This window comes from Bradyrhizobium sp. Leo170, from assembly GCF_004296405.1.
In the GTDB taxonomy this organism is placed as follows: domain Bacteria; phylum Pseudomonadota; class Alphaproteobacteria; order Rhizobiales; family Xanthobacteraceae; genus Bradyrhizobium.
The window spans coordinates 1-22,399 of sequence record NZ_PSRR01000081.1 but is presented as its reverse complement, the minus strand read 5'-3'; the positions used below and the strand labels follow the sequence as shown (position 1 = coordinate 22,399).

Annotated in this window: 16 protein-coding genes; 15 read left to right on the top strand and 1 reads right to left on the bottom strand. The window is 60.6% G+C overall.

Translation table 11 applies throughout. The annotated features are described in order from the left end of the window. Nucleotides 1–38 precede the first annotated feature (38 nt). The 13 genes from CWO89_RS16225 to CWO89_RS16165 all read left to right on the top strand — a co-directional run bounded on the left by CWO89_RS16225 (nucleotide 39) and on the right by CWO89_RS16165 (nucleotide 18,576). Complete coding sequence (locus CWO89_RS16225; protein WP_130579787.1) at nucleotides 39–1,382, top strand: arylsulfatase; 1,344 nt, start codon at nucleotides 39–41, stop codon at nucleotides 1,380–1,382. A gap of 9 nt (nucleotides 1,383–1,391) precedes the next feature. Beyond that, nucleotides 1,392–2,450: an HAD family hydrolase gene (locus tag CWO89_RS16220; protein WP_130579786.1), complete on the top strand. Its 1,059-nt coding sequence runs from the start codon at nucleotides 1,392–1,394 to the stop codon at nucleotides 2,448–2,450. Between the two features lie 207 nt (nucleotides 2,451–2,657). Then, entirely contained in the window at nucleotides 2,658–4,979 is a 2,322-nt protein-coding gene (locus tag CWO89_RS16215; protein WP_130579795.1) for a multiheme c-type cytochrome, read from the top strand. 548 nt (nucleotides 4,980–5,527) lie between these two features. Next, nucleotides 5,528–6,604 carry an efflux RND transporter periplasmic adaptor subunit gene (locus CWO89_RS16210; protein ID WP_245476328.1) on the top strand — a complete coding sequence of 359 codons (1,077 nt, stop codon included), beginning with the start codon at nucleotides 5,528–5,530 and terminating at the stop codon, nucleotides 6,602–6,604. Further along, nucleotides 6,601–9,684, top strand: coding sequence for an efflux RND transporter permease subunit (locus CWO89_RS16205; RefSeq protein WP_130579785.1), 3,084 nt, complete (start codon nucleotides 6,601–6,603; stop codon nucleotides 9,682–9,684). Before CWO89_RS16210 ends, CWO89_RS16205 begins: the two co-directional genes overlap by 4 nt. 32 nt (nucleotides 9,685–9,716) lie before the next feature. After that, a complete protein-coding gene (locus CWO89_RS16200; RefSeq protein WP_130579793.1) occupies nucleotides 9,717–10,235 on the top strand; it encodes a Na+/H+ antiporter subunit E in 519 nt (172 codons plus the stop codon). Beyond that, on the top strand, nucleotides 10,228–10,488 hold the full coding sequence (locus tag CWO89_RS16195; protein ID WP_130579784.1) for a monovalent cation/H+ antiporter complex subunit F: 261 nt from the start codon (nucleotides 10,228–10,230) through the stop codon (nucleotides 10,486–10,488). The genes CWO89_RS16200 and CWO89_RS16195 overlap by 8 nt, the downstream gene beginning before the upstream one ends. A gap of 4 nt (nucleotides 10,489–10,492) precedes the next feature. After that, the gene (locus CWO89_RS16190; protein ID WP_130579783.1) at nucleotides 10,493–10,735 is read left to right on the top strand and encodes a Na(+)/H(+) antiporter subunit B; all 243 of its coding nucleotides are present in this window, start codon (nucleotides 10,493–10,495) and stop codon (nucleotides 10,733–10,735) included. After that, complete coding sequence (gene mnhG, locus CWO89_RS16185) at nucleotides 10,732–11,070, top strand: monovalent cation/H(+) antiporter subunit G (RefSeq protein ID WP_130579782.1); 339 nt, start codon at nucleotides 10,732–10,734, stop codon at nucleotides 11,068–11,070. Before CWO89_RS16190 ends, mnhG begins: the two co-directional genes overlap by 4 nt. Continuing rightward, nucleotides 11,067–11,768: a hydrogen gas-evolving membrane-bound hydrogenase subunit E gene (mbhE, locus tag CWO89_RS16180; protein WP_130579781.1), complete on the top strand. Its 702-nt coding sequence runs from the start codon at nucleotides 11,067–11,069 to the stop codon at nucleotides 11,766–11,768. The genes mnhG and mbhE overlap by 4 nt, the downstream gene beginning before the upstream one ends. A gap of 25 nt (nucleotides 11,769–11,793) precedes the next feature. Further along, entirely contained in the window at nucleotides 11,794–12,153 is a 360-nt protein-coding gene (locus CWO89_RS16175; RefSeq protein ID WP_130579780.1) for a sodium:proton antiporter, read from the top strand. Then, nucleotides 12,147–15,257 (top strand): proton-conducting transporter transmembrane domain-containing protein, encoded by a 3,111-nt coding sequence (locus CWO89_RS16170; RefSeq protein WP_130579779.1) that lies wholly within the window; start codon nucleotides 12,147–12,149, stop codon nucleotides 15,255–15,257. The genes CWO89_RS16175 and CWO89_RS16170 overlap by 7 nt, the downstream gene beginning before the upstream one ends. 757 nt (nucleotides 15,258–16,014) lie before the next feature. Beyond that, nucleotides 16,015–18,576, top strand: coding sequence for an ATP-binding protein (locus CWO89_RS16165; protein ID WP_130579778.1), 2,562 nt, complete (start codon nucleotides 16,015–16,017; stop codon nucleotides 18,574–18,576). 166 nt (nucleotides 18,577–18,742) lie between these two features. Here CWO89_RS16165 and CWO89_RS16160 read toward each other — a convergent pair whose 3' ends face one another. Beyond that, nucleotides 18,743–19,492, bottom strand: a complete 750-nt coding sequence (locus CWO89_RS16160; protein ID WP_130579777.1) for a GntR family transcriptional regulator — start codon at nucleotides 19,490–19,492, stop codon at nucleotides 18,743–18,745. Nucleotides 19,493–19,632: 140 nt separating this feature from the next. Here CWO89_RS16160 and CWO89_RS16155 point away from each other — a divergent pair, with 140 nt between their 5' ends. Beyond that, complete coding sequence (locus tag CWO89_RS16155) at nucleotides 19,633–21,000, top strand: class-II fumarase/aspartase family protein (protein WP_130579776.1); 1,368 nt, start codon at nucleotides 19,633–19,635, stop codon at nucleotides 20,998–21,000. Between the two features lie 90 nt (nucleotides 21,001–21,090). Then, on the top strand, nucleotides 21,091–22,399 hold a 1,309-nt coding region (locus tag CWO89_RS16150), incomplete at its 3' end, for a cation:dicarboxylate symporter family transporter (protein ID WP_130579792.1).

Sequence of the window (22,399 nt, the reverse complement as noted above, 5' to 3'; positions counted from 1 at the left end):
AGCCGAGCCGGATCCGGGCTGAGCTTGGAGGGTCGATCATGAGCAATCTGAAGAGCCTGCTACTCGGGCTGCTCGCGGCGCTCGTAGCCACTGCGCCAATCGTTACGCCGGCATCAGCGCAACAAGCGCAGAAGCCCAATATTCTCGTCATCATGGGAGACGATATCGGATACTGGAATATCAGCTCCTACAACCGAGGTCAGATGGGCTATCGCACGCCCAACATCGATCGCATCGCCAACGAGGGTGCGATCTTCACGGACTACTATGGCCAGCAATCCTGCACTGCAGGCCGCGCCGCCTTCATCACTGGACAGTCGCCGCTGCGCACGGGCTTGTTGAAAGTTGGCCTGCCGGCCGCGAAGGAGGGATTGTCGGATAAGGACCCCCGCTTCGGCCCGTGGGGCCAGCAGAAATGCGAGGACACTGGTCCTCTCACCAGGCAGCGCATGGAGACCATCGACGAGGAGTTTCTACGGGCGACGACGGAGTTCATCGACGGCGCGGTGCGAGATCGCAAACCGTTCTTCGTGTGGTTCAATTCGACCCGCATGCACATCTGGACGCACCTCAAGCCCGCATCGCAGGGAAAGACGCGGCTCGGCATCTATCCGGACGGCATGGTCGAGCATGACGGGCAGGTCGGCGAGCTCTTGAGAAAACTCGACGATCTCGGCGTCGCCAACAACACCATTGTGATCTACACCACCGATAACGGTGCCGAGACGTTCTCCTGGCCCGACGGCGGCACGACGCCTTTCCGCGGCGAGAAGAACACCAATTGGGAAGGCGGCTACCGCGTGCCTGCGCTGGTGCGCGGGGCCGGCCAGGTGCCGCCGCGCAGCGAGATCAATGATGTCTTCTCAGCCGAGGACTGGGCGGCCACGCTGGTTGCCGCCGCCGGCGAGCCCGACATCAAGGAGAAGCTGCTGCAGGGCTATGATGCCGCCGGCAAGACTTTCCGCGTGCATCTCGACGGCTACGATCAGCGTGATCTGCTCGCCGGCAAGGGTGCGTGCAAGCGGCGCGAGTTCTTCTATTGGACCGAAGACGGCAACTTGGCCGGCCTGCGCTATCTGCAGTGGAAGGCCGCGTTCCTTGAGCAGCGGGCGGAGGGATTGAACGTCTGGGCCGAACCGCTGATACAGTTGCGCCTGCCCAGAATATTCAACCTTCGCTCCGATCCGTTCGAGCGGGCCCAGCACGAGTCCGGCGACTACGTGCGCTGGTTCATCGATCACGCCTTCCTGCTTGTGCCAGCGCAAGCTATCGTGGCGCAGCACATCGCGAGCTTCCGCGAATTCCCGCCGCGCCAACGGCCCGGCAACTTCTCGGTCGAACAAGCGATGGAGAAGCTACGGCTCCCGGCCTCGACGAACTAGGAGGCGATCATGCGGCCTTTCCTGCACTATCGCACGACCCGTCGCACTCTGATTTCGATCTTGACGCTGTTGCCTGCCTTGTCCAGTCCGCTTCTGACGGTCCCGGTATTGGCACAAACAACGTCTCAGAATCCGTTGCCTTCATGGAACGATGGGGCCGCGAAACAGGCGATCCTCGACTTCGTGCGCGTCACAACCGACACTGCGAGCCCCAACCACGTGCCAGCAGAGGATCGGATTGCCGTCTTTGATCAGGACGGCACGCTCTGGGTCGAGCATCCGATGTACACGCAAGTGGTCTACTGTCTGGAGCGTGTCCCGGCAGTGGTCGAAAAAAAGCCGGAGCTCAAGGACGTCGCGCCATTCAAGACCGTGCTTTCGGGCGACCGGGAGGCGATCGCCAGGCTTTCCTTGAGGGACCTCGAGGAAATCCTCGCCGCAACGCTGACCGGCATGTCGGTCGAGGAGTTCAACGCCGAAGCCAAGAAGTGGATTGGAACCGCGCGGCATCCGCGCTGGAAGCGCCCCTATACCGAGCTCGTTTATCAGCCAATGCTCGAAGTCCTGCGATTCCTGCGCGACAACGGCTTCAAGACCTTTATCGTGACCGGTGGAGGGCAAGACTTCGTGCGTGTATACGCCCAACAGGTCTATGGCATCCCGCCTGAGCAGGTGGTCGGTACCGCGGGCGGAACGAAATATGGCTACGGCAAGGACGGCAAACCGTTCCTGACCAAGGAACCGAAGCTCATCCTGAACGACGACAACGCGGGCAAGCCAGAAGGGATTCACCTCATGATCGGGCGCCGGCCGTATGCGGCGTTCGGCAACTCGACGGGCGATCGCGAGATGCTGGAGTGGACCGGTGCAGGTACCGGTGCACGGCTGAAGATGCTGGTGCTGCATGACGATGCCGCCCGCGAATACGCCTACGGCCCGGCGCAAGGTCTGCCGGACACCAAGGTCGGCCCTTTCACTCCCGCGCTTTATGACGAGGCCAAGAAGGACGGCTGGACAGTGATCAGCATGAAAAACGATTGGAAGCGAGTGTTTCCGTTCGAGCACTAGCGCCGATTCTGAAGGGAGCGCGGCAGGCGATGAACCGGCTCAGCCGGCAACGCCGCGACAAACATTTTGCCGAATCTGCATAGCGTGGGACAGCATCAGAGGATTTGCTGGAATTCGCCCTTAGCCTGCAGCGGATAGCAATTCGTGGCGCGCAGCGACAACAGAGCAGATAAGAACCAGAGGCCACCGACGCGCGCCGCCACGTTGATGGCGATGGCAGTCCTCGTATTGGGTGGCGCTGCACTCCTGTTTGCCATCAACAGCGGTGTCATCCTGCCTGCAACTTTTCGTTCAAGCGAGGTGGCTCCTGCTGCCGTCTTTGTCGGCAGTGAAGCCTGCGCCGGGTGCCACCAGGCCGAAACCGCGTTATGGAAGGAGTCCCAGCACAAGCATGCCATGCAGCACGCCTCCGTCGCTTCCGTGCTTGGGAATTTCGATGATGCCAGTTTCGACTATTTCGGCGTCCATTCGCGGTTCTTCAAAAAGGAGAACAAATTCTTCGTTGAGACCGATGGTCCTGACGGCAAGCTCGCGACGTTTGAGATCAAATACACCTTCGGCATTGATCCGCTCCAGCAATATCTGGTCGAATTCCCGGATGGCCGCCTGCAGGCGCTCTCAATCGCCTGGGATAGCCGGCCGAAGGACAAGGGCGGTCAACGCTGGTTTCATCTCTACCCCAATGAGGAGATCAAGCACGACGACATGCTGCACTGGACCAAGCTCAATCAGAACTGGAATTTCATGTGTGCGGAGTGCCATTCAACCGGCGTCCGGAAGCACTACGACGCGGCCGAAGATCGCTTCCGCACGACGTGGACGGAGATCAGCGTCGGCTGCGAGGCATGCCACGGCAAAGGCTCGCGGCACGTCGATTGGGCCCACAGCCAGCGCAGTTGGTTTGGGAAAGACGATGACCCGCGCAAAGGGTTAGCCGTCTTGCTGAACGAGCGAGATGGCATTACTTGGCACCCCGATCCGAAGACCGGCAACCCGCAACGCAGCATCGCCCCTGCGGTGACACGCAAGGAGGTCGAGACCTGCGGATTGTGCCACGCCCGACGCGGTGAATTTTCCGAAGATTGGGTACCAGGACAACCATTGTCCGACACGCATGCCGTTTCCCTCCTTGCTGCTGGCCTGTATCACGCGGACGGGCAGATGCTCGACGAGGTGTACAATTACGGCCCGTTCAAGCAGAGCAAGATGTTCGCAGCCGGCGTGACCTGCAGCGATTGCCATGAACCCCATGCAGCCAAGCTCCGCGTTCCAGGCGATGGCGTTTGCCTGCAATGCCATGCCGCCGACAAATATGAAGTTGCCTCACATCATCGCCACGAAGGCGTTACGCCGGCCGTGGCTTGCGCGTCATGCCACATGCCCGTCAGCACCTACATGGTGGTCGACAAGCGGCACGACCACAGCCTTCGAATTCCGAGGCCAGATCTCTCCGTGAAGCTCGGCACCCCCAATGCCTGCAACAACTGTCATGGCGACAAATCCGCACAATGGGCGGCCGACGCCATCGAGCGCTGGCACGGGCCGGTCCGAAAAGGTTTTCAGAACTACGCCGAGGCCTTCCAGGCTTCCTGGAGCAGTCGCGCCGACGCTGCCACGCTGCTGGCTGTGGTGGCGGCCAGTCCCACCGCGCCGGTAATCGCGCGTGCGAGCGCGCTTAGCGAACTTCATTCGCGGGTCTCGCCCGCGAATATCGAGCTCGCGCGCAAGGGGTTGGCCGATCCCGATCCGATGGTGCGGGTCGCAGCGCTTGACATGCTCGACGGCCTTCCGGGCGACCGGATCTGGCCGCTGGTCTCGCCGCTTCTTGCCGATCCGAGCCGCGGCGTTCGTATCAGAGCGGTGTCGATCTTGGCCGCCGTCCCGACCGCAGCCCAGCCGCCGGCGGACCGTGCAGCCTTCGAGCGGGCCACTGCCGAGTTCATTGCGGCGCAGCGTCTCAACGCGGACCGCCCCGAAGCCCGATCGACCCTCGGAAACTTCTATGCGCGGCGCGGACTGGCAGCCGATGCAGAGAGCGAATACAAGGCAGCCCTGCGGCTCAGTCCGCAATATGCGCCTACAGCGATCAATCTGGCGGACCTTTATCGGCAGCTTGGCCGCGACGGCGACGGAGAAAGTGTTCTGAGAACAGCGATCACGTCATCACGCCAGGACGCCGGCTTGCACCACGCCCTCGGGCTCAACCTGACGCGGGAGAAACGGCCGAACGACGCGCTTGGCGAATTCCGCACAGCGAGCGAGCTCGAACCTGACCGGTCGCGCTACGCCTATGTCTACGCCGTGGCGCTACATTCGTCAGGCCGCATCGGTGAATCGATTGAGGTCTTGAAGGCGAACCTGGCCCGCCATCCGGACGATCGCGACTCGCTGTCTGCCCTCGTCTCGTTCAGCCGCGACTCCGGCAACATTGGTGCCGCCCTCGAATACGCCGAGCGTCTCTCTCGCCTTCTCCCGAATGACCGTGAATTAGCCCGCCTCACCGACGATCTTCGCGCACGTTTGAAGTGACTTGACAGTCTTTCCTGCCGATTTCGCATAGCGCTGCGGATTGCTTCTTTCAAAATCCTGCGCGCGTCTCGCCGGGCGCCAAAAGCCGCTCAGGTTGCGACGAGATTCTTCGTCGATCGACGCTGCCTTAACACGTCAGCATGACTTACCTAGCGCCACATCTCGCAAGTGGATCGCCTTGGGCTTGCTGACTCTCAAAGGTGATGCGCCCCGAGCACCGGTGCGTGTCTGCTTGTGATGCCTGCGGGACTCGCAATTCCATCCGCTTGAGGATTATTTCGCTCGGCCATATGATGGCAGCAGTGACCGGCCGCTGTCTAACCACGAAGCCGTCCTCGCCAACATCGAAACAAGTCTAGAGGCTACGCACGAACGATTGTTTGCGTTCTTGCGCATTCGCTCGATCTCGCAGAGTCCGAACGAGAATTACAAACTGGAGCGACGATAACAACGATCGGAATGGCTGGAAGAACCAGGTGGGCCAACGAACAAGGAAGTGAGCCATGTCCACGTCTGGGTGTGCCGCCCGTTTGAACAGAATGCGTCGCATGCGGCAGACCGGACTGATGGTTTTGGTCGCTCCAATGCTGCTTGCCGGTTGCGAACGTGAGCCAGAAACAGCGGCTCCAGCAGTCCGTCCGGTTCGAACCATAACTGTTGAAAAGAGCAAAGCTGGAACACTACTCACGTTTACCGGCAGGATTGAAGCCGAGGACGAGGTTTCGCTTTCGTTCCGCATTGGTGGCCGACTTCTCGAGAACAACGGCAAGCTCGGAGATCGAGTGCAGCGCGGTCAGGTTGTTGCGCGCCTTGAATCGCAAAACGAGATGAACGGCCTGCGGCAGGCGCAGGCGGCCCTCGCAGCCGCCCAGGGGCAACTGGTTCAGGCCCGCAATCAATTCGAACGCCAACAAACCCTCTTCGCGCAAGGCTGGACCACGAACGTCAACTTCGATCAGGCAAAACAAGCCCAGCAAACCGCTCAATCGCAGGTCGATGCGGCCGAGGCTCAACTCAAGATCGCGCATGATCAGGTGAGCTTCACCGAACTCAAGGCTGACGCCCCGGGTGTTTTGACGGCAATGGGTCCCGCCGCGGGTGAAGTCGTCCAACCCGGACAAAGCATCGTCAGGGTTGCCCGCAAGGATGGCCGTGATGCCGTTTTCGACATCCCCGCCCAAGTCATCCGAACAGCGCCGAGCGATCCTGAAATCAGCGTGAGTCTGACCGACGATCGCGCGGTGACCGCGCAAGGCCGCATCCGCGAAGTCGCCCCGCAAGCCAATCCGGCAACACGAACCTTTGAAGTGAAGGTTGGCCTGACGGATCCCCCGCCGGCCATGCTTCTTGGCGCGACCGTGACCGGGCGCCTGCAAATGGAGGCCGTTCCAATCATTGAAATCCCGGCCACGGCGCTAACGAGAGTAAATCAACAGCCCGCCGTGTGGGTCGTCGATCCCTCCAAGAATACCGTATCATTGCGAAACATCGACGTGCTGCGCTTCAACCAGGCGCTGGTAGCAGTTTCCCAAGGAATCGACACCGGAGAAATCGTGGTCACGGCAGGCGTGCAAGCCCTGCACCCGGGCCAGAAGATTCGCATACTCGGGTCGGGGTCGTCATGAGATTCAATCTTTCCGAATGGGCGCTGAATCACCGCTCGTTCGTCGCTTATCTCATGATCATCGCTGTCGTTGCCGGCGTTCTATCCTATTTCCGTCTTGGGCGCAGCGAGGATCCTACCTTCATCATCAAGACGATGGTTGTTCAGGCCGCGTGGCCTGGAGCAACCTTCGAGGATACTCTCAAGCAAGTAACCGAACGACTTGAGCGCAGGCTGCAGGAAACGCCGCATCTCGACTTCCTGCGCAGCTATACCAAAGCCGGCATCACGACGATCTTCGTCAACTTGAAGGGCAGCACAAACGCGAAAGAGGTGGCCGACACCTGGTATCAGGTTCGCAAGAACGTCGGTGATATCAGGCATACGCTGCCAGCAGGCATCGTTGGGCCCGGCTTCAACGACGATTTCGGCGCTACGTTCGGGATCATCTACGGTTTTACGAGCGACGGGTTCACCCATCGCGAACTTCGCGATTACGTTGAAGACATCCGCTCGAAGCTGCTTCTTGTTCGTGACGTCTCGGAGATCGAACTGCTGGGTGCCCAGGACGAACGGATTTTCGTCGAGTTCTCGATAAAGGAACTCGCCGGCCTCGGCATCGACCGCTCGGCGCTCATCGCCGCCCTCCAGGCTCAAAACGTCGTACGTCCGGCCGGTACCATCCAGACCGGCGACGAGAGTCTGTCGCTGCAGGTTTCAGGTGCGTTTCGGACGGAGCAGGACGTCGCCAGCGTCAACTTCATCGCGGGCGGACGGACGCTCCGCCTGAGTGACATAGCGCAGGTGCGGCGCGGCTATTCCGACCCCCCGCAGCCCATGTTCCGCGTCAACGGCGAACCGGCGATCGGGCTTGCCATCGCCATGAGGGAGGGCGGAGATATTCTCGCCCTCGGCAGGAACATCAATCAGGCGATGGACCAGATCACGGCGGGCCTGCCGATAGGGATCCAGCCAATCCTCGTCGCCGATCAGGCCGTCACGGTCGATGGCGCGATCTCCGAGTTCATGACGTCGTTGTTGCAGGCGATTGCCATCATTCTCGTGATCAGCTTCATCAGTCTGGGCGTCCGCCCAGGGCTGATCATCGCGCTTTCGATTCCTTTGACGCTCGCCATCGTCTTTCCGATCATGCAGATGGCGGGCATTGACATGCAGAGGATATCGCTCGGCGCCCTCATCATCGCGCTGGCACTGCTCGTCGATGACGCGATGACCACCACCGACGCCACCCTCAACCGGCTAGCCGCGGGCGATGACAAGGTCGAAGCGGCGACATTCGCGTTCCGGACCTATGCATTCGCCATGCTCGCGGGAACGCTGGTAACCATCGCCGGATTTGTTCCCGTCGGCTTTGCCGCCAGCTCCGCGGGAGAGTACACGTTCTCGCTGTTTGCCGTCGTCAGCATCGCACTGCTCGTATCCTGGTTCGTGGCCGTCGTCTTCGCGCCACTGCTGGGCGTCGTCATTCTGAAACCGCCCCGGACCTCGCAAACCGCGAACCCCAGCAGAATCCTCTCTTGGTATCGAGGCTTCCTGACCGCCGCCATGCGGGCAAAATGGGTGACTATTCTTCTCACCGTGGCGCTCTTCGTTCTCTCCTATCTCTCCCTTCCGCTCATTCCCCGCCAATTCTTTCCGTCCTCCGATCGTCCGGAGCTTCTGGTCGATATCAGTCTGCCGCAAAATGCGTCGATCTATGCCAGCGAAGCGGCCGCGAAGCGCTTCGACGCGGCCTTGAAGGGCGATGCGGACGTAGCGCGCTGGAGTACCTATGTGGGACGCGGCGCCATTCGCTTCTATCTGCCGCTCAATGTCCAGTTGGCGAACGACTTTTTCACGCAAGTGGTGATCGTTGCGAAGGATGTCGCCGCGCGCGAGCGCCTTCGCGTCAAGCTTGAAAAATTCCTGGCCAATGAATTCCCGAGCGCGATTTCCCGGATCTCTCCGCTCGAACTCGGCCCGCCGGTCGGCTGGCCTGTGCAATATCGTGTAAGCGGCCCCGACATTGACCAGGTGCGGGACATCTCGCTGAAGCTTGCCCAGATCGTCGCGACCAACCCGCAAGCCGAGCAGGTCAATTTCGACTGGATCGGGCCGGCGCGTCAGCTCCGCATCCGTGTCGACCAGGACGAGGCGCGATCGCTGGGTCTGAGCTCGCAAGCCGTGGCGGGCGTCCTGAACACCGTGATTTCAGGCACGCCTGTCACACAGGTTCGCGACGACATCTATCTTGTCGATGTTCTGGTGCGAGCTACCGACGAACAGCGCGTCTCGCTGGCGAACCTGAGCACCTTGCAAGTGCCGCTGCCTAACGGGCGAACAGTTCCGCTCAACCAGTTCGCTACATTCGAATACAAGCAGGAATATCCATTGGTCTGGCGGCGCGATCGCGTACCTACGCTCACGGTGCAGGCCGATGTGGCGCCCGGGGCGCTTCCGGAAACCGTGATCAATGCGCTTGCGCCGGCGGTCGATACGCTCGCAAAAAACCTTCCCCGCGCTTATCGCATCGTCATGGGCGGAACCGTTGAAGAAAGCAAGTATTCGCAAGCTTCCGTCATCGCTGTTGTTCCGGTGATGCTGCTGCTGATGTTCACGGTCCTCATGGCCGAGCTGCAAAGCTTTCAGCGGCTATTCCTGGTCCTCAGCGTCGCGCCTCTCGGCTTGATCGGCGTTGTCGCGGCGCTTCTCGTGTCGCGCAGGCCGCTCGGCTTCGTCGCCATTCTTGGCATTCTGGCTTTGATCGGCATGATTACCAAGAACGCCGTGATCCTGATTGGCCAAATCGAAGCCGAACGCGCACGGGGAGAGAACGTCTGGTCAGCCGCAATCAATGCCAGCAGCTCTCGCTTCCGCCCAATCATGTTGACCGCCGTATCGACCGTTCTCGGCATGATCCCGATCGCTCCAACGGTGTTCTGGGGACCAATGGCCTTCGCGATCATGGGAGGATTGCTGGTCGCGACGATACTTACGCTTATCTTCCTTCCTACCTTGTATGTAGCTTGGTTCAAGGGAACTGAAAAATCAGCCGATCCGCAGAAGCCGGCGGGGATCGGCATTCCGAGGATCAACTCATAACACTGGGTTGCTGACAGTCGGGGTTGCTGACAATGGCGCCAAATCAGCCCGCAGTGAAACGACCGAGCGGTTTCCTTTGGCTATCGGTGCTCCTCACATTTATCTGGTTCGCGGCGAACTCGTCCTTCGCCGTTGGCGCGCTCGCGACCGGCGCGCTGATTTCCGTCGTTCTGGCCTACATGTTCACGCGCAAACCGGGCGCGTGGCGAGACGTCCGCTTATCCCCAGGGCGCCTCTATCACTTCGTTCTCTACACGGGCGTCTTTCTGGTCGAGCTCGTCCGTGCGAACATCAACATGATGCGCTACGTTTATGCCCCACGCATCAATATCAACCCCGGCATCGTCAGGATCAGAACGAGACTCAAGACTCCGGTCGGACGTCTTGCGCTTGCCAACTCCATCGCGCTGACGCCCGGATCACTCGTTATCGACATCGACGGCGACAGCCTCTTCGTCCATTGGCTCGACGTCAAAACAACAGATCCGGACGAGGCGACCCGCGCGATTGCCGGTGCGTTCGAAGAACATCTGAGGAAGACCTTTGGCTGATGCAATCCTCACCGCCGCGGCGGTTCTGATCTTTCTCGGGGTCGCGTTCGGCGTGCTGCGTCTGGTTCTCGGACAGACCACGATAGACCGGGTTGCGGCGATCGATATGCTGACCGTCGTTTCGATTTCCCTCATTGCGCTTTACGCGCACGTGGCCGGCCGCTCCATCTATCTGGATGTCGCCCTGGTTTACGGTGTTCTGAGCTTTCTGGCCGTCCTGGCGATTGCACGCTATCTCGAGCGAGGTCTTTGACAGCATGCTTGATCTCTTCGTCTACCTGTTGTGCGGCAGCATTCTTGTGAGCGGTATTCTAGCCGTGTGCCTGGACAGCACCCTGGCGGCGGCGGTCAGCGGCGGACTGGCGAGCCTGTTCGCAGCGGTTTGCTACGTCCTGCTGGGCGCGCCGGATGTCGCGATGACGGAGGCGTCGATCGGGTCCGGCCTGTCGGTGCTCATTTTCCTCTATGCGATCCGCAGGACAACAGAGAGAGCACCATGATGGCTCTGATCGGAAGCGTCCTGGTCCTGCTCGGCGCAATCTTCCACTTTTCAGCAGGGCTCGGCATGTTGCGGATGCCCGATGTCTATACGCGCATGCAAGCGGGCACGAAAGCCTCCACGCTCGGCAACACCTTGGTGCTCGCGGGCCTGGCTATCTATCACCCGGGCTGGAGCCTCAAGCTTTTGATCATCGTCTACTTCGTGCTGATGACGAATCCCGTCTCCTCGCATGCGCTGGCTCGGGCCGCGCACAGCATCCGGATTCCGATGGCAGGTGATACAGGTATAGATGCGCTGCGTGACGCACGACAGAAAGCGGGAAGCGGCACATGATCCGGCGCCTCTCTATCATCGTCGCCATTGTCGCGTTCGGACTGGTCTTTGCAAGTCTTGTCATCGGCCATACCGAACAGCAATCACTGCTGCCCCTGGCGGAAAGCTACATCAGGCTCGTGCCGCAGGAGTTGGGCGCGGCGAACGTCATCACCGGCATATTGCTGACCTACCGCGCGTTTGACACTCTCGGAGAGGTCGCCGTTTTATTCATGGTGGCGGCGGGCGTCGGCCTCGTGCTCGGTGGGGAACGCCCGCCGCGCAGCGGGCCCCTCGAGGATCGCTTTGAGGGAGCCCGGCCACCGTCGGAGATCGTGCAGACTGGCACCCAGATCCTCGTTCCGCTCATTTCCATCTTCGCAGCCTATATCATCATGAACGGGCACCTGACTGCAGGCGGCGGTTTTCAGGGCGGCGCCGTCATAGCTTCCGGCGTTCTGCTGATGCTGCTGACCTATCCGCAATACCAGCCCAATCCCGAATTCCTTGGCGTCACCGAGTCCGTGGCAGGCGCTTTGTTTGTGCTGACGGGCATCGCGGGACTAATCGCCGCGGGCGGGTTCCTGGACAACCGGATCCTCCCGCTTGGGCAGTTCGGCGCCTTCTTCAGCGCCGGTACCATTCCGATCCTGTCGGCGCTTCTGGGCATCAAGGTGGGCTGCGAGCTGAGCGTCATTCTCGAAAGGTTCCGGCCCTGACGCCTCATATGAGGGAAACCGTCCAATGATCTCGAGCATCGTTCTGACAACGGGCCTTCTCCTGATCCTGATCGGACTTTGGGGCATGCTCACACACCGCAACATCCTGCGGATCGTCATCGGATTTTCCCTGATGGGAACCGGCACCCACATCGTCATCGTTGCAATCGGCTATGTGGCGAATGGCACGGCGCCGATCATCGACCACGCGCTGAGTTTGTCGGAAGCGGCCTCACGCGCAGTCGATCCGATACCATCTGCACTCGCCGTCACCGCCATCGTCATTGGTATGGCCGTGACGGCGGTTATGCTGGCCTATGCGATCCGGCTCTATGAGGCCAAAAGAACGCTGTCAATCGACGCCTTCACGGAGTCGAAATGGTAGAGAGCCTCCTCCACCCGCTCAACATTTTCATTGTGGGCCTGGGTGGCGGCTTCCTGATCCCACTCTTCTATCGTCTCGGCAAATCCTGGGTAGCCGCCGCCTTTGTCCTTGCGCTCGCGGCGATGACGCTGATCTCAGGCTACGCGCTGTTCGTCCTTCTGAACGGCGCCGCCCCCATTGAGATCCTGACCGGAGGCGCGAAGCCGCCTTATGCGATCAATCTGCGCATGGGGCTCGCCGAAAGTATCTTCGCCTTCGGCGTCAATCTCGTCGCGCTTTTCGGCGCCGCCTATGTCGCGCGCGAAGGGTACGGGACACTGCTGCTTTACCTGCTGCTGGTCATGGGCATCCAGGGCATGGTGATGACTCGCGACCTCTTCAATCTGTTCGTATTCCTGGAGATCGTCTCGATCGCAACCTATGCATTGCTCGGCCTGCGGGACGCGCCCGAGGCTTTGTCGGCGACGTTCAAGTTGCTCATGGCAACGGTCCTGGCCTCGACCTTCTTCCTGATCGGCACGTTGCTGCTCTATGCCGCCACTGGCATCCTGAACATCGACGAACTGATCGCAAACCGCAGCTCGATCACAGGCCCGATCGGCTTCGCCGCACTCATCTTCCTGCTGGCGTGCCTGCTGCTGGAGCTGAAGCCCTTCCCCGCGAACGGCTGGGGCCTCGATGTCTATGAGACCGCACGCAGCGACGTTGCCGCGATCATCTCGGGCGGTGTTTCGGCGGGCGTCTTTTTCGGCCTGCTCAAGTTGCTGCCGCTGTTCGAGGACCAGCTCGAACTCATCGCCGTCCTGGGGGCGATTACGTTCGTCTTCTCAAACCTCATCGGTCTCCAGCAGACGAAAGCGCAGCGCCTTCTCGGCTATTCTTCGATCGGCCAGATGGCGCTGCTGACGATCGCCGCGCCCCTGCTCTACCAACTCAAGGCCGGCGACGCGATGTTCTTGGTGGTGGGCGGGCTATTCATCAATCACCTGTTCGCCAAGGTCGGGCTTTTCTGGTTGGCCGGTTACGTGGGCAAGGAACGCCTGCAAGATTGGGCGGTCCTCGCCCGACGCCCGGGAACGATCCTGGTCTTCGGCATACTGATCGTCGCGATCTCAGGATTGCCGCCGTTCCCGGGATTCTGGGCGAAATGGCAGCTCATCATGACCTTGGCAGCCGGCGATCTCTACGTCTGGATCGCCATTGTCCTGGTCGGCTCGCTTCTGGAAGCGGCCTACATGTTCCGCTGGTTCAGCTTGGCTCTTCACTCTCCCGCCGAGATAGACGCAGAGCCGCAGGGCCAGAGTGATCTGTTTCCGATCTTCGGAATGGCTCTTCTTCTTGTCGCGAGCGGGTACCTCGCCGGCGAGCTTGCCGGCCTTGCCGCTCCGTGGGCGTACATGCCGCTTGCTGCAGGACTTGTATTGTACATGCTGGCTCGCCTGCCGAGCGGCATGCAATGTTTGATCGTGCTCATTCTAGTGTCCGCTGGTGGCACCTCGCTCATTCTCAGCTTGTCCGGCATCAACTTTCTGTTCGCGATGCTCCTTCTCGCTGGCGGCCTTGTCGTGTCGATCGCCTGCCTCGCCCGCGCGGATCCCCGTCCCGGCTTCTATCCGCTGCTTGCCGTCATGCTGCTGTCGTTGCCGGCGCTGCCGCGCGCCATGACCAGCCTCGAATTCATTTTCATCTGGGAACTGATCACGCTGTCCTCCTATTTCCTGATCCTGCAAAGGACCGAGGCCGCGTCACATGCACTACAATATCTGCTGTTCTCGCTGGCCGCGGCCTTCTTCCTGCTGTGCGCGTTCGCTGTACTACAGGCGCAGACCGACAGCGTGTCGCTGTCGGCGCTGCGCGTCGCGGGTCCGGATAGCGCGCCGGTCTTTGTGCTGTTGGCCATCGGCCTGCTGATCAAGGCCGGCGCCGTCGGCGTCCACGTCTGGCTACCGGGCGCCTACGCGGAAGCCGATGACGACGTGTCCGCCCTGCTCTCGGCCGTCATCAGCAAGGTGTCAATCTTCGGGCTGCTGGTCGGGACCTATGTCGCGATCCGCTCCGAAGTGAGCTTGAATCTCGCACTTGTCATGGGCTGGATCGGCATGCTGACCACGCTGGCCGGCGCCATGCTTGCGGCGCGCCAGGACGACCTGAAGCGCATGCTGGCCTATTCCAGCATGAGCCAGCTTGGCTACATCGTGGCAGCGATCGCACTGATGAGCCATCTTGGCTGGGTGACGGCACTGTATCTCGTTGCCAACCATCTCCTGGTGAAAGGCATCCTGTTCCTCGTCGCTGCCGCGATCATCCTGCGAACGGGGAAGCGGCTGATTGTCGAACTCGGCGGACTTGCCGGTGTCATGCCCGTCACATTCACAACGGCTGCGATCGCGATTGTCGCGATGTCCGGTCTGCCGCCACTCGCCGGCTTCGGCGGCAAATGGCTGCTGCTGAGCGCAATGATTGAGAAGGGCTGGTACGGGCCGGCGCTGATGACTCTGCTGGCGACCTTTGTCGGCTTTGTGTACATGGCACGCTTCATCCAGGCGATCTTTCTCGGCCCCCGCAAGGCTGCGCGTGACGCCCTGACAGAGGCGCCGATCACCCTGCTGATACCGCAGATTCTGCTGGTCGCCGGCATTTTCCTGATGTCGTTCTTCCCGAAGCTGTTGATCGCCCCGATCTCCGAAGCGATCGACCCGCAATTCGCATCGACGCTGGTGTGGCAAGGCATGTCGCTGGAGATGATTTACGGCTACTGGAATCCGGTGCCTGTCATGGCGTTTGCGGTGATCGTGTCTGCAATATTGCTCGGACTGTTCTGGTTGCTGCTACGAAGCGGCTGGTGGGCTGCCATTGCGCGCGTCGAAATCGGTGGCATGCGATCGAGCCTTTACCAAGGCCTCAAGACTGTCTTCACAATGCTGACGCCTCCATGGGCCCAGGGGCTCTGGGGCGGGCTGGCCACCGCCACCACGGCGTCTGCGGAACGGATCCGAATGCTCTACACGGGCAACGGCCAGACCTATAACCTCTACATTCTGTATTACTTTCTTGCTCTGTATATCGCTGGCGGCGGCCTTCGCCATTTGTGGCCGACGGATTAGCTAAGGCGACTCTTTCCGGCTCGCCAGCGCCAATATCGCAAGAATAGGTGGTTGCGAGGCGCGCAGCACCCCGTTCCTGCGCTTGATCGAAAGCAGGCCAGGCGAATACACGAGCACGCAGGAGATTGCCGGTTACGCCAAACATTGACTCGATCGCAACAGGCTCGTTTCCACGAAAGACTGGCTTGCGCTTCTCTCGCTGAGCCGCCCGACCCTCTGCATAATCTTGACTGGCATAACATCGATCCGCCGCCCGCTGAGCACGTTCGAGATCTGCCGCTCCGTCGCGCCGAGCAAGTTCCTGGAATGCGATCCGCGCTGCGGCCAGACTAAGCGGTGCACCAGACAACAAATCTCCTACCGCCGCGATACGCAATCGACGCCATTAATGCCTGCCGTCCAGTTAGGCCGATATCATTCTATTTCGAGTCTCCGGCTCATCCCAGCGGCGCTCCGTTGCAACTGTAACAGAGAACGCGGCGTTAGTTGTTGGCGCGACGAATATGTCGCCACGGTGACAAAACGCTAAACGCCGAAATCCCATCGTAACAAAGCCTATGTACTGCCCTGCCCAATTGGAACAGCAGACAGGTAAGAGATGACACGAAGGCGATACGCACGACGTCCGCTGGTCGACCGGACCGATTACAGCGATCGCGAAGCCAGGGTGTGCTGTGGGCGTGACGCCCTGCGCCGTCCTCGCGCGCCAGAGCTCTACAGCCTGCCACGTCAGATTTCTCGTCTTGGAAACTAGGCGGTGGCTTTATTGTTGCGGCTGTTTGCCCTGGTGGCGTTTGCGCTTCTGCCTGGAATCGCAATCCAGTTGTACAATGAGTTTGACCTCCGTTTCTCGCACCAAATGGAAGTGCAAGAGCTGGCGCTTGGTCTTGCCAAGCTCGCCGCCGCCGAGCAGCAGCAGATCATCCAAGGAATTCGCCAGGCATTGATTGCGCTCTCGGAACTTCCGGCGGTAAAGGCGAAGGACGCCCGCGGATGCGAGGCTTACCTCTCCAGAATCAAGGAGCGCTATCCCGGATTCATTAATTTTATCGTGGTCGACATGAACGGCGATTCGTTCTGCGACTCGACCAGCGACTATAAGCCATCGACCGCCGCCGGGCGCGCCTACTTCGCCAACGTCCTGAAAACCGGCAAGTTTACGGTCGGAGAGTTCGCGCACGGCCGAGCGACCGGCCGCAACGTCCTCCACTTTGCGCTGCCATTCTACGACGACGATGGCCACATGGGCGGCGTCGTAATAGCCGCCCTCAGCCTCGATTGGCTGGCTCGTTATCTCGAGCAGAAGGGCCCGCCCCCCGGCGCCGCCCTCGCCATTAGAGACCGCAACGGCACGTACCTCGCACGCTATCCTGGTAACGACCAGTTCGTCGGCCGGAGGATACCCGGTGACCATTACTTGCACTCGGATCACTCGGGCACAACAACCGCGCGCGACATTGACGGCGTGGAGCGGATCGTAGGCTACACAGCGCTGCAAGCAGACGCCGGAGAGATTTTTGTCACCTTCGGCGTCGACAAGACGCTGGCCTTCAGTCAGATCCAACGTCGTACGCGGCTAGGCATCCTCCTGATTGTCCTGGGCACGTCGGTCGTATTGGCCTTGACCTGGTTTGGTGCCCGTCGGTTCATCCAGCATCCGCTGGGACAAATGGTTGATGCGGCCAACCAATGGCGACTTGGCGACTACGCGGGCCGAGTGCATATCCGGGACAAAGGATCAGAGATTACCCGGGTCGCCGACGCATTCAACACCATGGCCGATGCGCTCGCGAACCGCGAACACGAGCTGCACGATGCCAAGGAGAAAGCCGAGCAGGCAGCGGCTCGGATCACGACGATATTCGAGAGCACGACCGACTGCGTCCTTATCGTCGATACGGAATGGTACATCACTTATCTGAACGAGAGGGCAAAGGCGCAGCTCGCTGTAGGATATGACCTCATCGGTATGAATCTGTGTGAGATCTTTCCGGATTGGACCGACAAGAACCTCTCGGCCCGAGCACATACGGCGATGTCGGAACGGAACTCCGCGTCTGTCGAAACGTTCTTTCGAGATGTCTGGTACGCGGTCAATGCATTCCCGTCCGGCGAAGGCATCGTCATCCTGTTTCGAGACATCACCGAACAGAAGCACGCCGTCGAGGCACGGCGCTTGATGGAAGAACAACTCCATCAGAGCCAAAAGATGGAGGCTGTCGGCCAGCTCACGGGGGGCGTTGCCCACGACTTCAACAATTTGCTGATGGTGATTTCGGGCAATCTCGAACTTATCGAGAGCCGTACGGCAGACGACGAATGCGTCCGGAGACTCGCCGTAGCGGCGCGGAAAGCCGCCGACCGGGGTGCGAGCCTGACCGCGCAGCTTCTCGCCTTTTCCCGACGGCAGAAGCTGAACCCGAAGACCATCCACATAGACGCTCTCATTCGGGATTTTCAGGGACTAATCCTTCGCGCACTCGGAGACAGGTGCAAGATCAACCTTGTCGCAGACGATCAACTGTGGCCATGCCATCTTGACCCGGCACAACTGGAGACAGCGCTCCTCAACCTGGCCCTGAACGCGCGCGACGCCATGCCGGACGGCGGCAGACTGGAGATCGAGGCACGAAATATAACCCTCCACGAAGACGCCATTGCCGGTGTTGCGTCCGGATCGTACGTCCAGCTCTCCGTCACCGACACTGGCTGCGGCATACCGCAAGACACGCTGGATCGGGTGTTCGAACCGTTTTTCACCACGAAGGAGGTCGGCAAAGGAACCGGGCTCGGCCTCAGCATGGTTTATGGGTTCGTCCGGCAATCCGGCGGCCATGTCGCCATCGAAAGCTCAGTCGGACTGGGAACCACGGTCAGTCTCTATCTGCCCAGATCCGGCCAAATGTCCGATCTGGGGAGGGATATCATCCAACTCCCGGACATAGCAGCAGGGTCAGGCAGGGTTCTCATGGTCGAAGATGATCACGATGTCATGGACGTCACGTCAGCAATACTGAGAGAGCTCGGCTATGAAGTCCTCTGTGCCCAGGATGGCGCCGAGGCCATCCGGATTCTGAGGGATAACGAGAGCCTCGATCTGCTATTCAGCGATATCATGATGCCAGGAGGCATCAGCGGTGTTGAACTGGCTCGCGAAGCGAAGCAGCTCTGCAGCGGCATCAAGATTTTGCTCACGTCAGGCAATGCGGCAGACGCGTTGTCGCGCCATGGGGCAGAGGGCGAGTTTCCCGTTCTCGGCAAGCCCTTCCGGCGCGCGGAGCTGGCGCAATATCTGCAGGTGGTTATGGGCACTGCCTGAAATCATCTCCGGCTGGGAGCGTTTCAACGCAATGCACGGGAGTGAACTCCTAGAGCATTTTCGGTTCTGATTGAATCAGAACCGAAGCTCTAGATTCTTGTTTTGACGCGTTTTCTTCGCGCGAACCGGTGTCCACTTCGCTCGAAAACGCTCTAGCGGCGCCGCCTCACTCCCGCTCCGAATCCTTCCGCATCAACCTTGTCGTGTAGCTGTATCGATCGGCCGGGTGAATGCTGAGCGATACTTCAGCCATCTCGTTCGAGCTGAAAAGATATTGACGCCGGATCGCAAGCGCGTGCGCGCCCGGCGTGGCCTTCAAAGGCTCTGCCATGTCATGGGACACGCCGACCGCACGGATATCCTGACGAATTTCGCTGAATCGCCGGCCGGATATCTTTTCCACCAGCGTGCCGAAGATGTCGCGATGGCCATCCATCCTCGATCGAACCTCGCGTGCAAAAGCGTCGTCGATGTAGACATCTGTCCAGCAGATCGGGGTCTTCGTTGCATCGCCGGGGATCATGCGGAGGCTCGATATGCGCAGCCAGCGACGCCCGGGCCGGCACCCGAGATCCCGTGCCAGCGCATCATCGGCGACGACCTCGGCAACCCGCTGGACGTGACGTTCGGTTTCGACGCCGAACCGCTGCACGGCCTCTATGGATTCGAGCGCCTGGGTGAATCCGCCACCGCTGCGTTGCGGCGTCAGCGCTTCGACGCGCGTGCCAGCGTTCCTCTTGCGGCTGACGAGGCCTGACGCCTGAAGTTCGCGCATCGCGGCACGCACCGTCGAGCGACTCACGGCAAACTGTTCGGCCAGCTCGAACTCGTTGGGCAGAACCGAACCTATGGGATGTCGACCGCCGGCGATTGCCTCCGTGAGCAGGCGAGCAACGTAAGCGTACCGCGTTTCCACACCTGCCTCCGTTCTATCCGGTCAATGGAAGCCCAATGGGAGTGGGATTCGTCAAGAAAGGATGTTGACTCATCCTTTATGTCCGTACATATTAATATGTACGAACATAATATAACACAATGATCCAAGGGGGTCGACGGATGGGCAGCACAGTTTTCGATTCGGCTTTGTTTCGCGACATGTTCGGGACTGCCGAAATGCGAGCGGTCTTTGCCGACGATGCGCTTATCGCGCGCTATATCGAAGCCGAAGTCGCACTTGCCCGTGCCCAGGCCCGATTGGGCGTGGTGCCCAAAGCCGCCGCCGACGCCATCGAGGCGGCTGCGCACTCCATCAAGATCGACGTCGAAAAGCTGCGCCACGAAACCGAGATCGTCGGCTACCCCATCCTTCCGCTTGTGCATCAGCTTTCGGAAGCTGCGGGTGAAGCTGGTCGTTACGTTCATTGGGGGGCGACGACCCAGGACATCATGGACACGGCCAACGTTCTGCAGATCCGGGCAGCTCTTCAAATCGTTGCGCGTGACCTGCGCGAGGTCCGTGACATCCTGGCGACGATGGCACGGAAATACCGCGACACGCCGATGGCCGGGCGAACCCATCTCCAGCAAGCGCTTCCAGTGACGTTCGGCTACAAGGCCGCGGTCTGGCTGTCCTCCATCGACAGGCATATCGAGCGTGTCGATCAGGCGCTGCCGCGAATCCTGCTTGGCGAATTCTCCGGGGCAGCCGGCACGCTCGCCTCTGTCGGCGCCGCCGGCCTCGAAATGCAGAAACTGTTCTGCGAAGAGCTGGGACTGCATCAGCCGTCGATCACATGGCACGTCGCCCGGGATGGCATCGCCGAGTCCGTGACTTTGCTGGGCCTCATCACCGGCACATTGGGGAAGATCGCGACCGACGTGATGCTGATGTCGGCGTCGGAATTCGGCGAAGTCTCCGAGCCGTTCGTGCCTGGGCGTGGTGCCTCGTCGACGATGCCGCAGAAGCGCAATCCCATCTCCAGCGAGCTGATGCTCGCGGCGGCGAAGGCCGTGCGGCAGCACGTCGCCGCGATGCTGGACGGCATGATCCACGATTTCGAGCGGGCGACCGGCCCCTGGCATCTCGAATGGGTGTCCCTGCCGGAAAGCTTCCTGCTGACGGCCTCGTCGCTAGCCAACGCCAGGTTCATGCTCGCCGGCCTCGTCGTCCATGAGCGGCGAATGCTGGACAATCTCGATCTCACCCAAGGCCTCATCGTTGCGGAGGCTGTGATGATGGCAGCCGCACCAAAGCTCGGACGGCAAAAAGCGCACGACGTCGTCTATGACGCCTGCCGCAAGGCCATCGAAGGCGGCGGACAACTCGCCGACATTCTCGCCGACGTGCCGGAGATCGCCGAAGCTCTCGGTGGCAAGGATGCGATCAGGCGTCACTGCGATCCCGCGAACTATTTGGGCCTGTGCGGCCCGATGGTCGATCGCGTTTTGGACATTTCAGGCGCGAACGCCGCTCGCGACGGCTGACATCGCCGGCGCGCCGCAGCCGATCTCGCCAATGCGCCGCAGAGCGCCGCCTCAGCCCGACAGATGACCCAGGAGGACACCATGGCCGCCATGGCGACAACGCAGCGCGACGACATCGCTCTCGAACAGACCGTCAAGCCAACCAAGAAAGCCCTGTGGAAGAACCTCGGTCTCCAGGTTGCCGTCAGCATGGTCCTCGGAATCATCGTTGGTCTTGTGTGGCCCGAATTCGGCGCTTCCTTGAAGATCCTCGGTGATATCTTCCTGCGGCTGATCAAGACGGCGGTCGCGCCGCTGGTTTTTCTCACGGTCGCCGTCGGTGTCGTCGCGGCCGGAGACATCAAACGGGTAGGTAAGGTCGGGCTGATCGCCATGATCTATTTCGAGATCGTCTCGACGATTGCACTGGCGCTTGGCCTGCTGTTCGGAAACCTCGTCGGGGTCGGCAAGAACCTCGATCATATCACCGCGCCGGCGACAGCAACCAAAGGCGCCGAAGCCGCGACAAAGGCCGCGGCAACCTCGCACACGACATTCGACCAGTTCCTGCTCAACGTCTTCCCGGACAATTTCGTCGGGGCCTTCGCGCGCGGCGAGTTGCTTCAGGTTCTCGTCATCGCCTTGATCTTCGGCTTCGGGCTGATGGCGCTCTCGCCGGAGAAGCGCGCACCTATCGAGAGCGGACTGAACACGATTTCGACCGCGTTCTTCGAGTTCATCCACATCATCATGGCCCTGGCGCCGATTGGAACGTTTGGCGCCGTCGCCTACGCCGTCGGCTCCAATGGAACGGCCGTCCTGATTTCGCTCGCATACTTCGTGCTGACGTTCTACGCCTTGGTTATCCTGTTCATCGTGGTGGTCCTCGGCGCAGTCTGCGCCATGTTCAGCATTAATATCTTCCGGCTGCTGCGTTACATCCGCGACGAAATCATCATCATGCTGGGCACCGCCTCCTCGGAAAGCGTGTTGCCACGCCTGCTGGAGAAGCTGCCGGCGTATGGGGCCTCGAAGCAGACGGTCGGGCTCGTCCTGCCGACCGGATACGCCTTCAATCTCGACGGCACCTCCCTGTTCATGTCGATGGGCGTGATCTTTCTGGCCAATGCCTATGGCGTGCCGCTAAGCTGGGAGCAGGAAATCGGAATTCTCGCGATCATGCTTCTGACATCGAAGGGAGCGGCCACGGTCTCAGGTGGTTCCTTCGTCGTCTTCGCCGCGACCGTGACGGCATCCGGAATTCTGCCGGTCGACGGCCTCGCGCTGATCTTCGGGGTCTACCGCTTTCTCTCGACCGCGCTTGCGACGTGCAACGTCATCGGCAACACGGTGGCAACGGTGGTCGTCGCGAAGCTGGCCGGAGAGTTCGACGAGACCGCCTGGAAGCGCGTCGAAACTC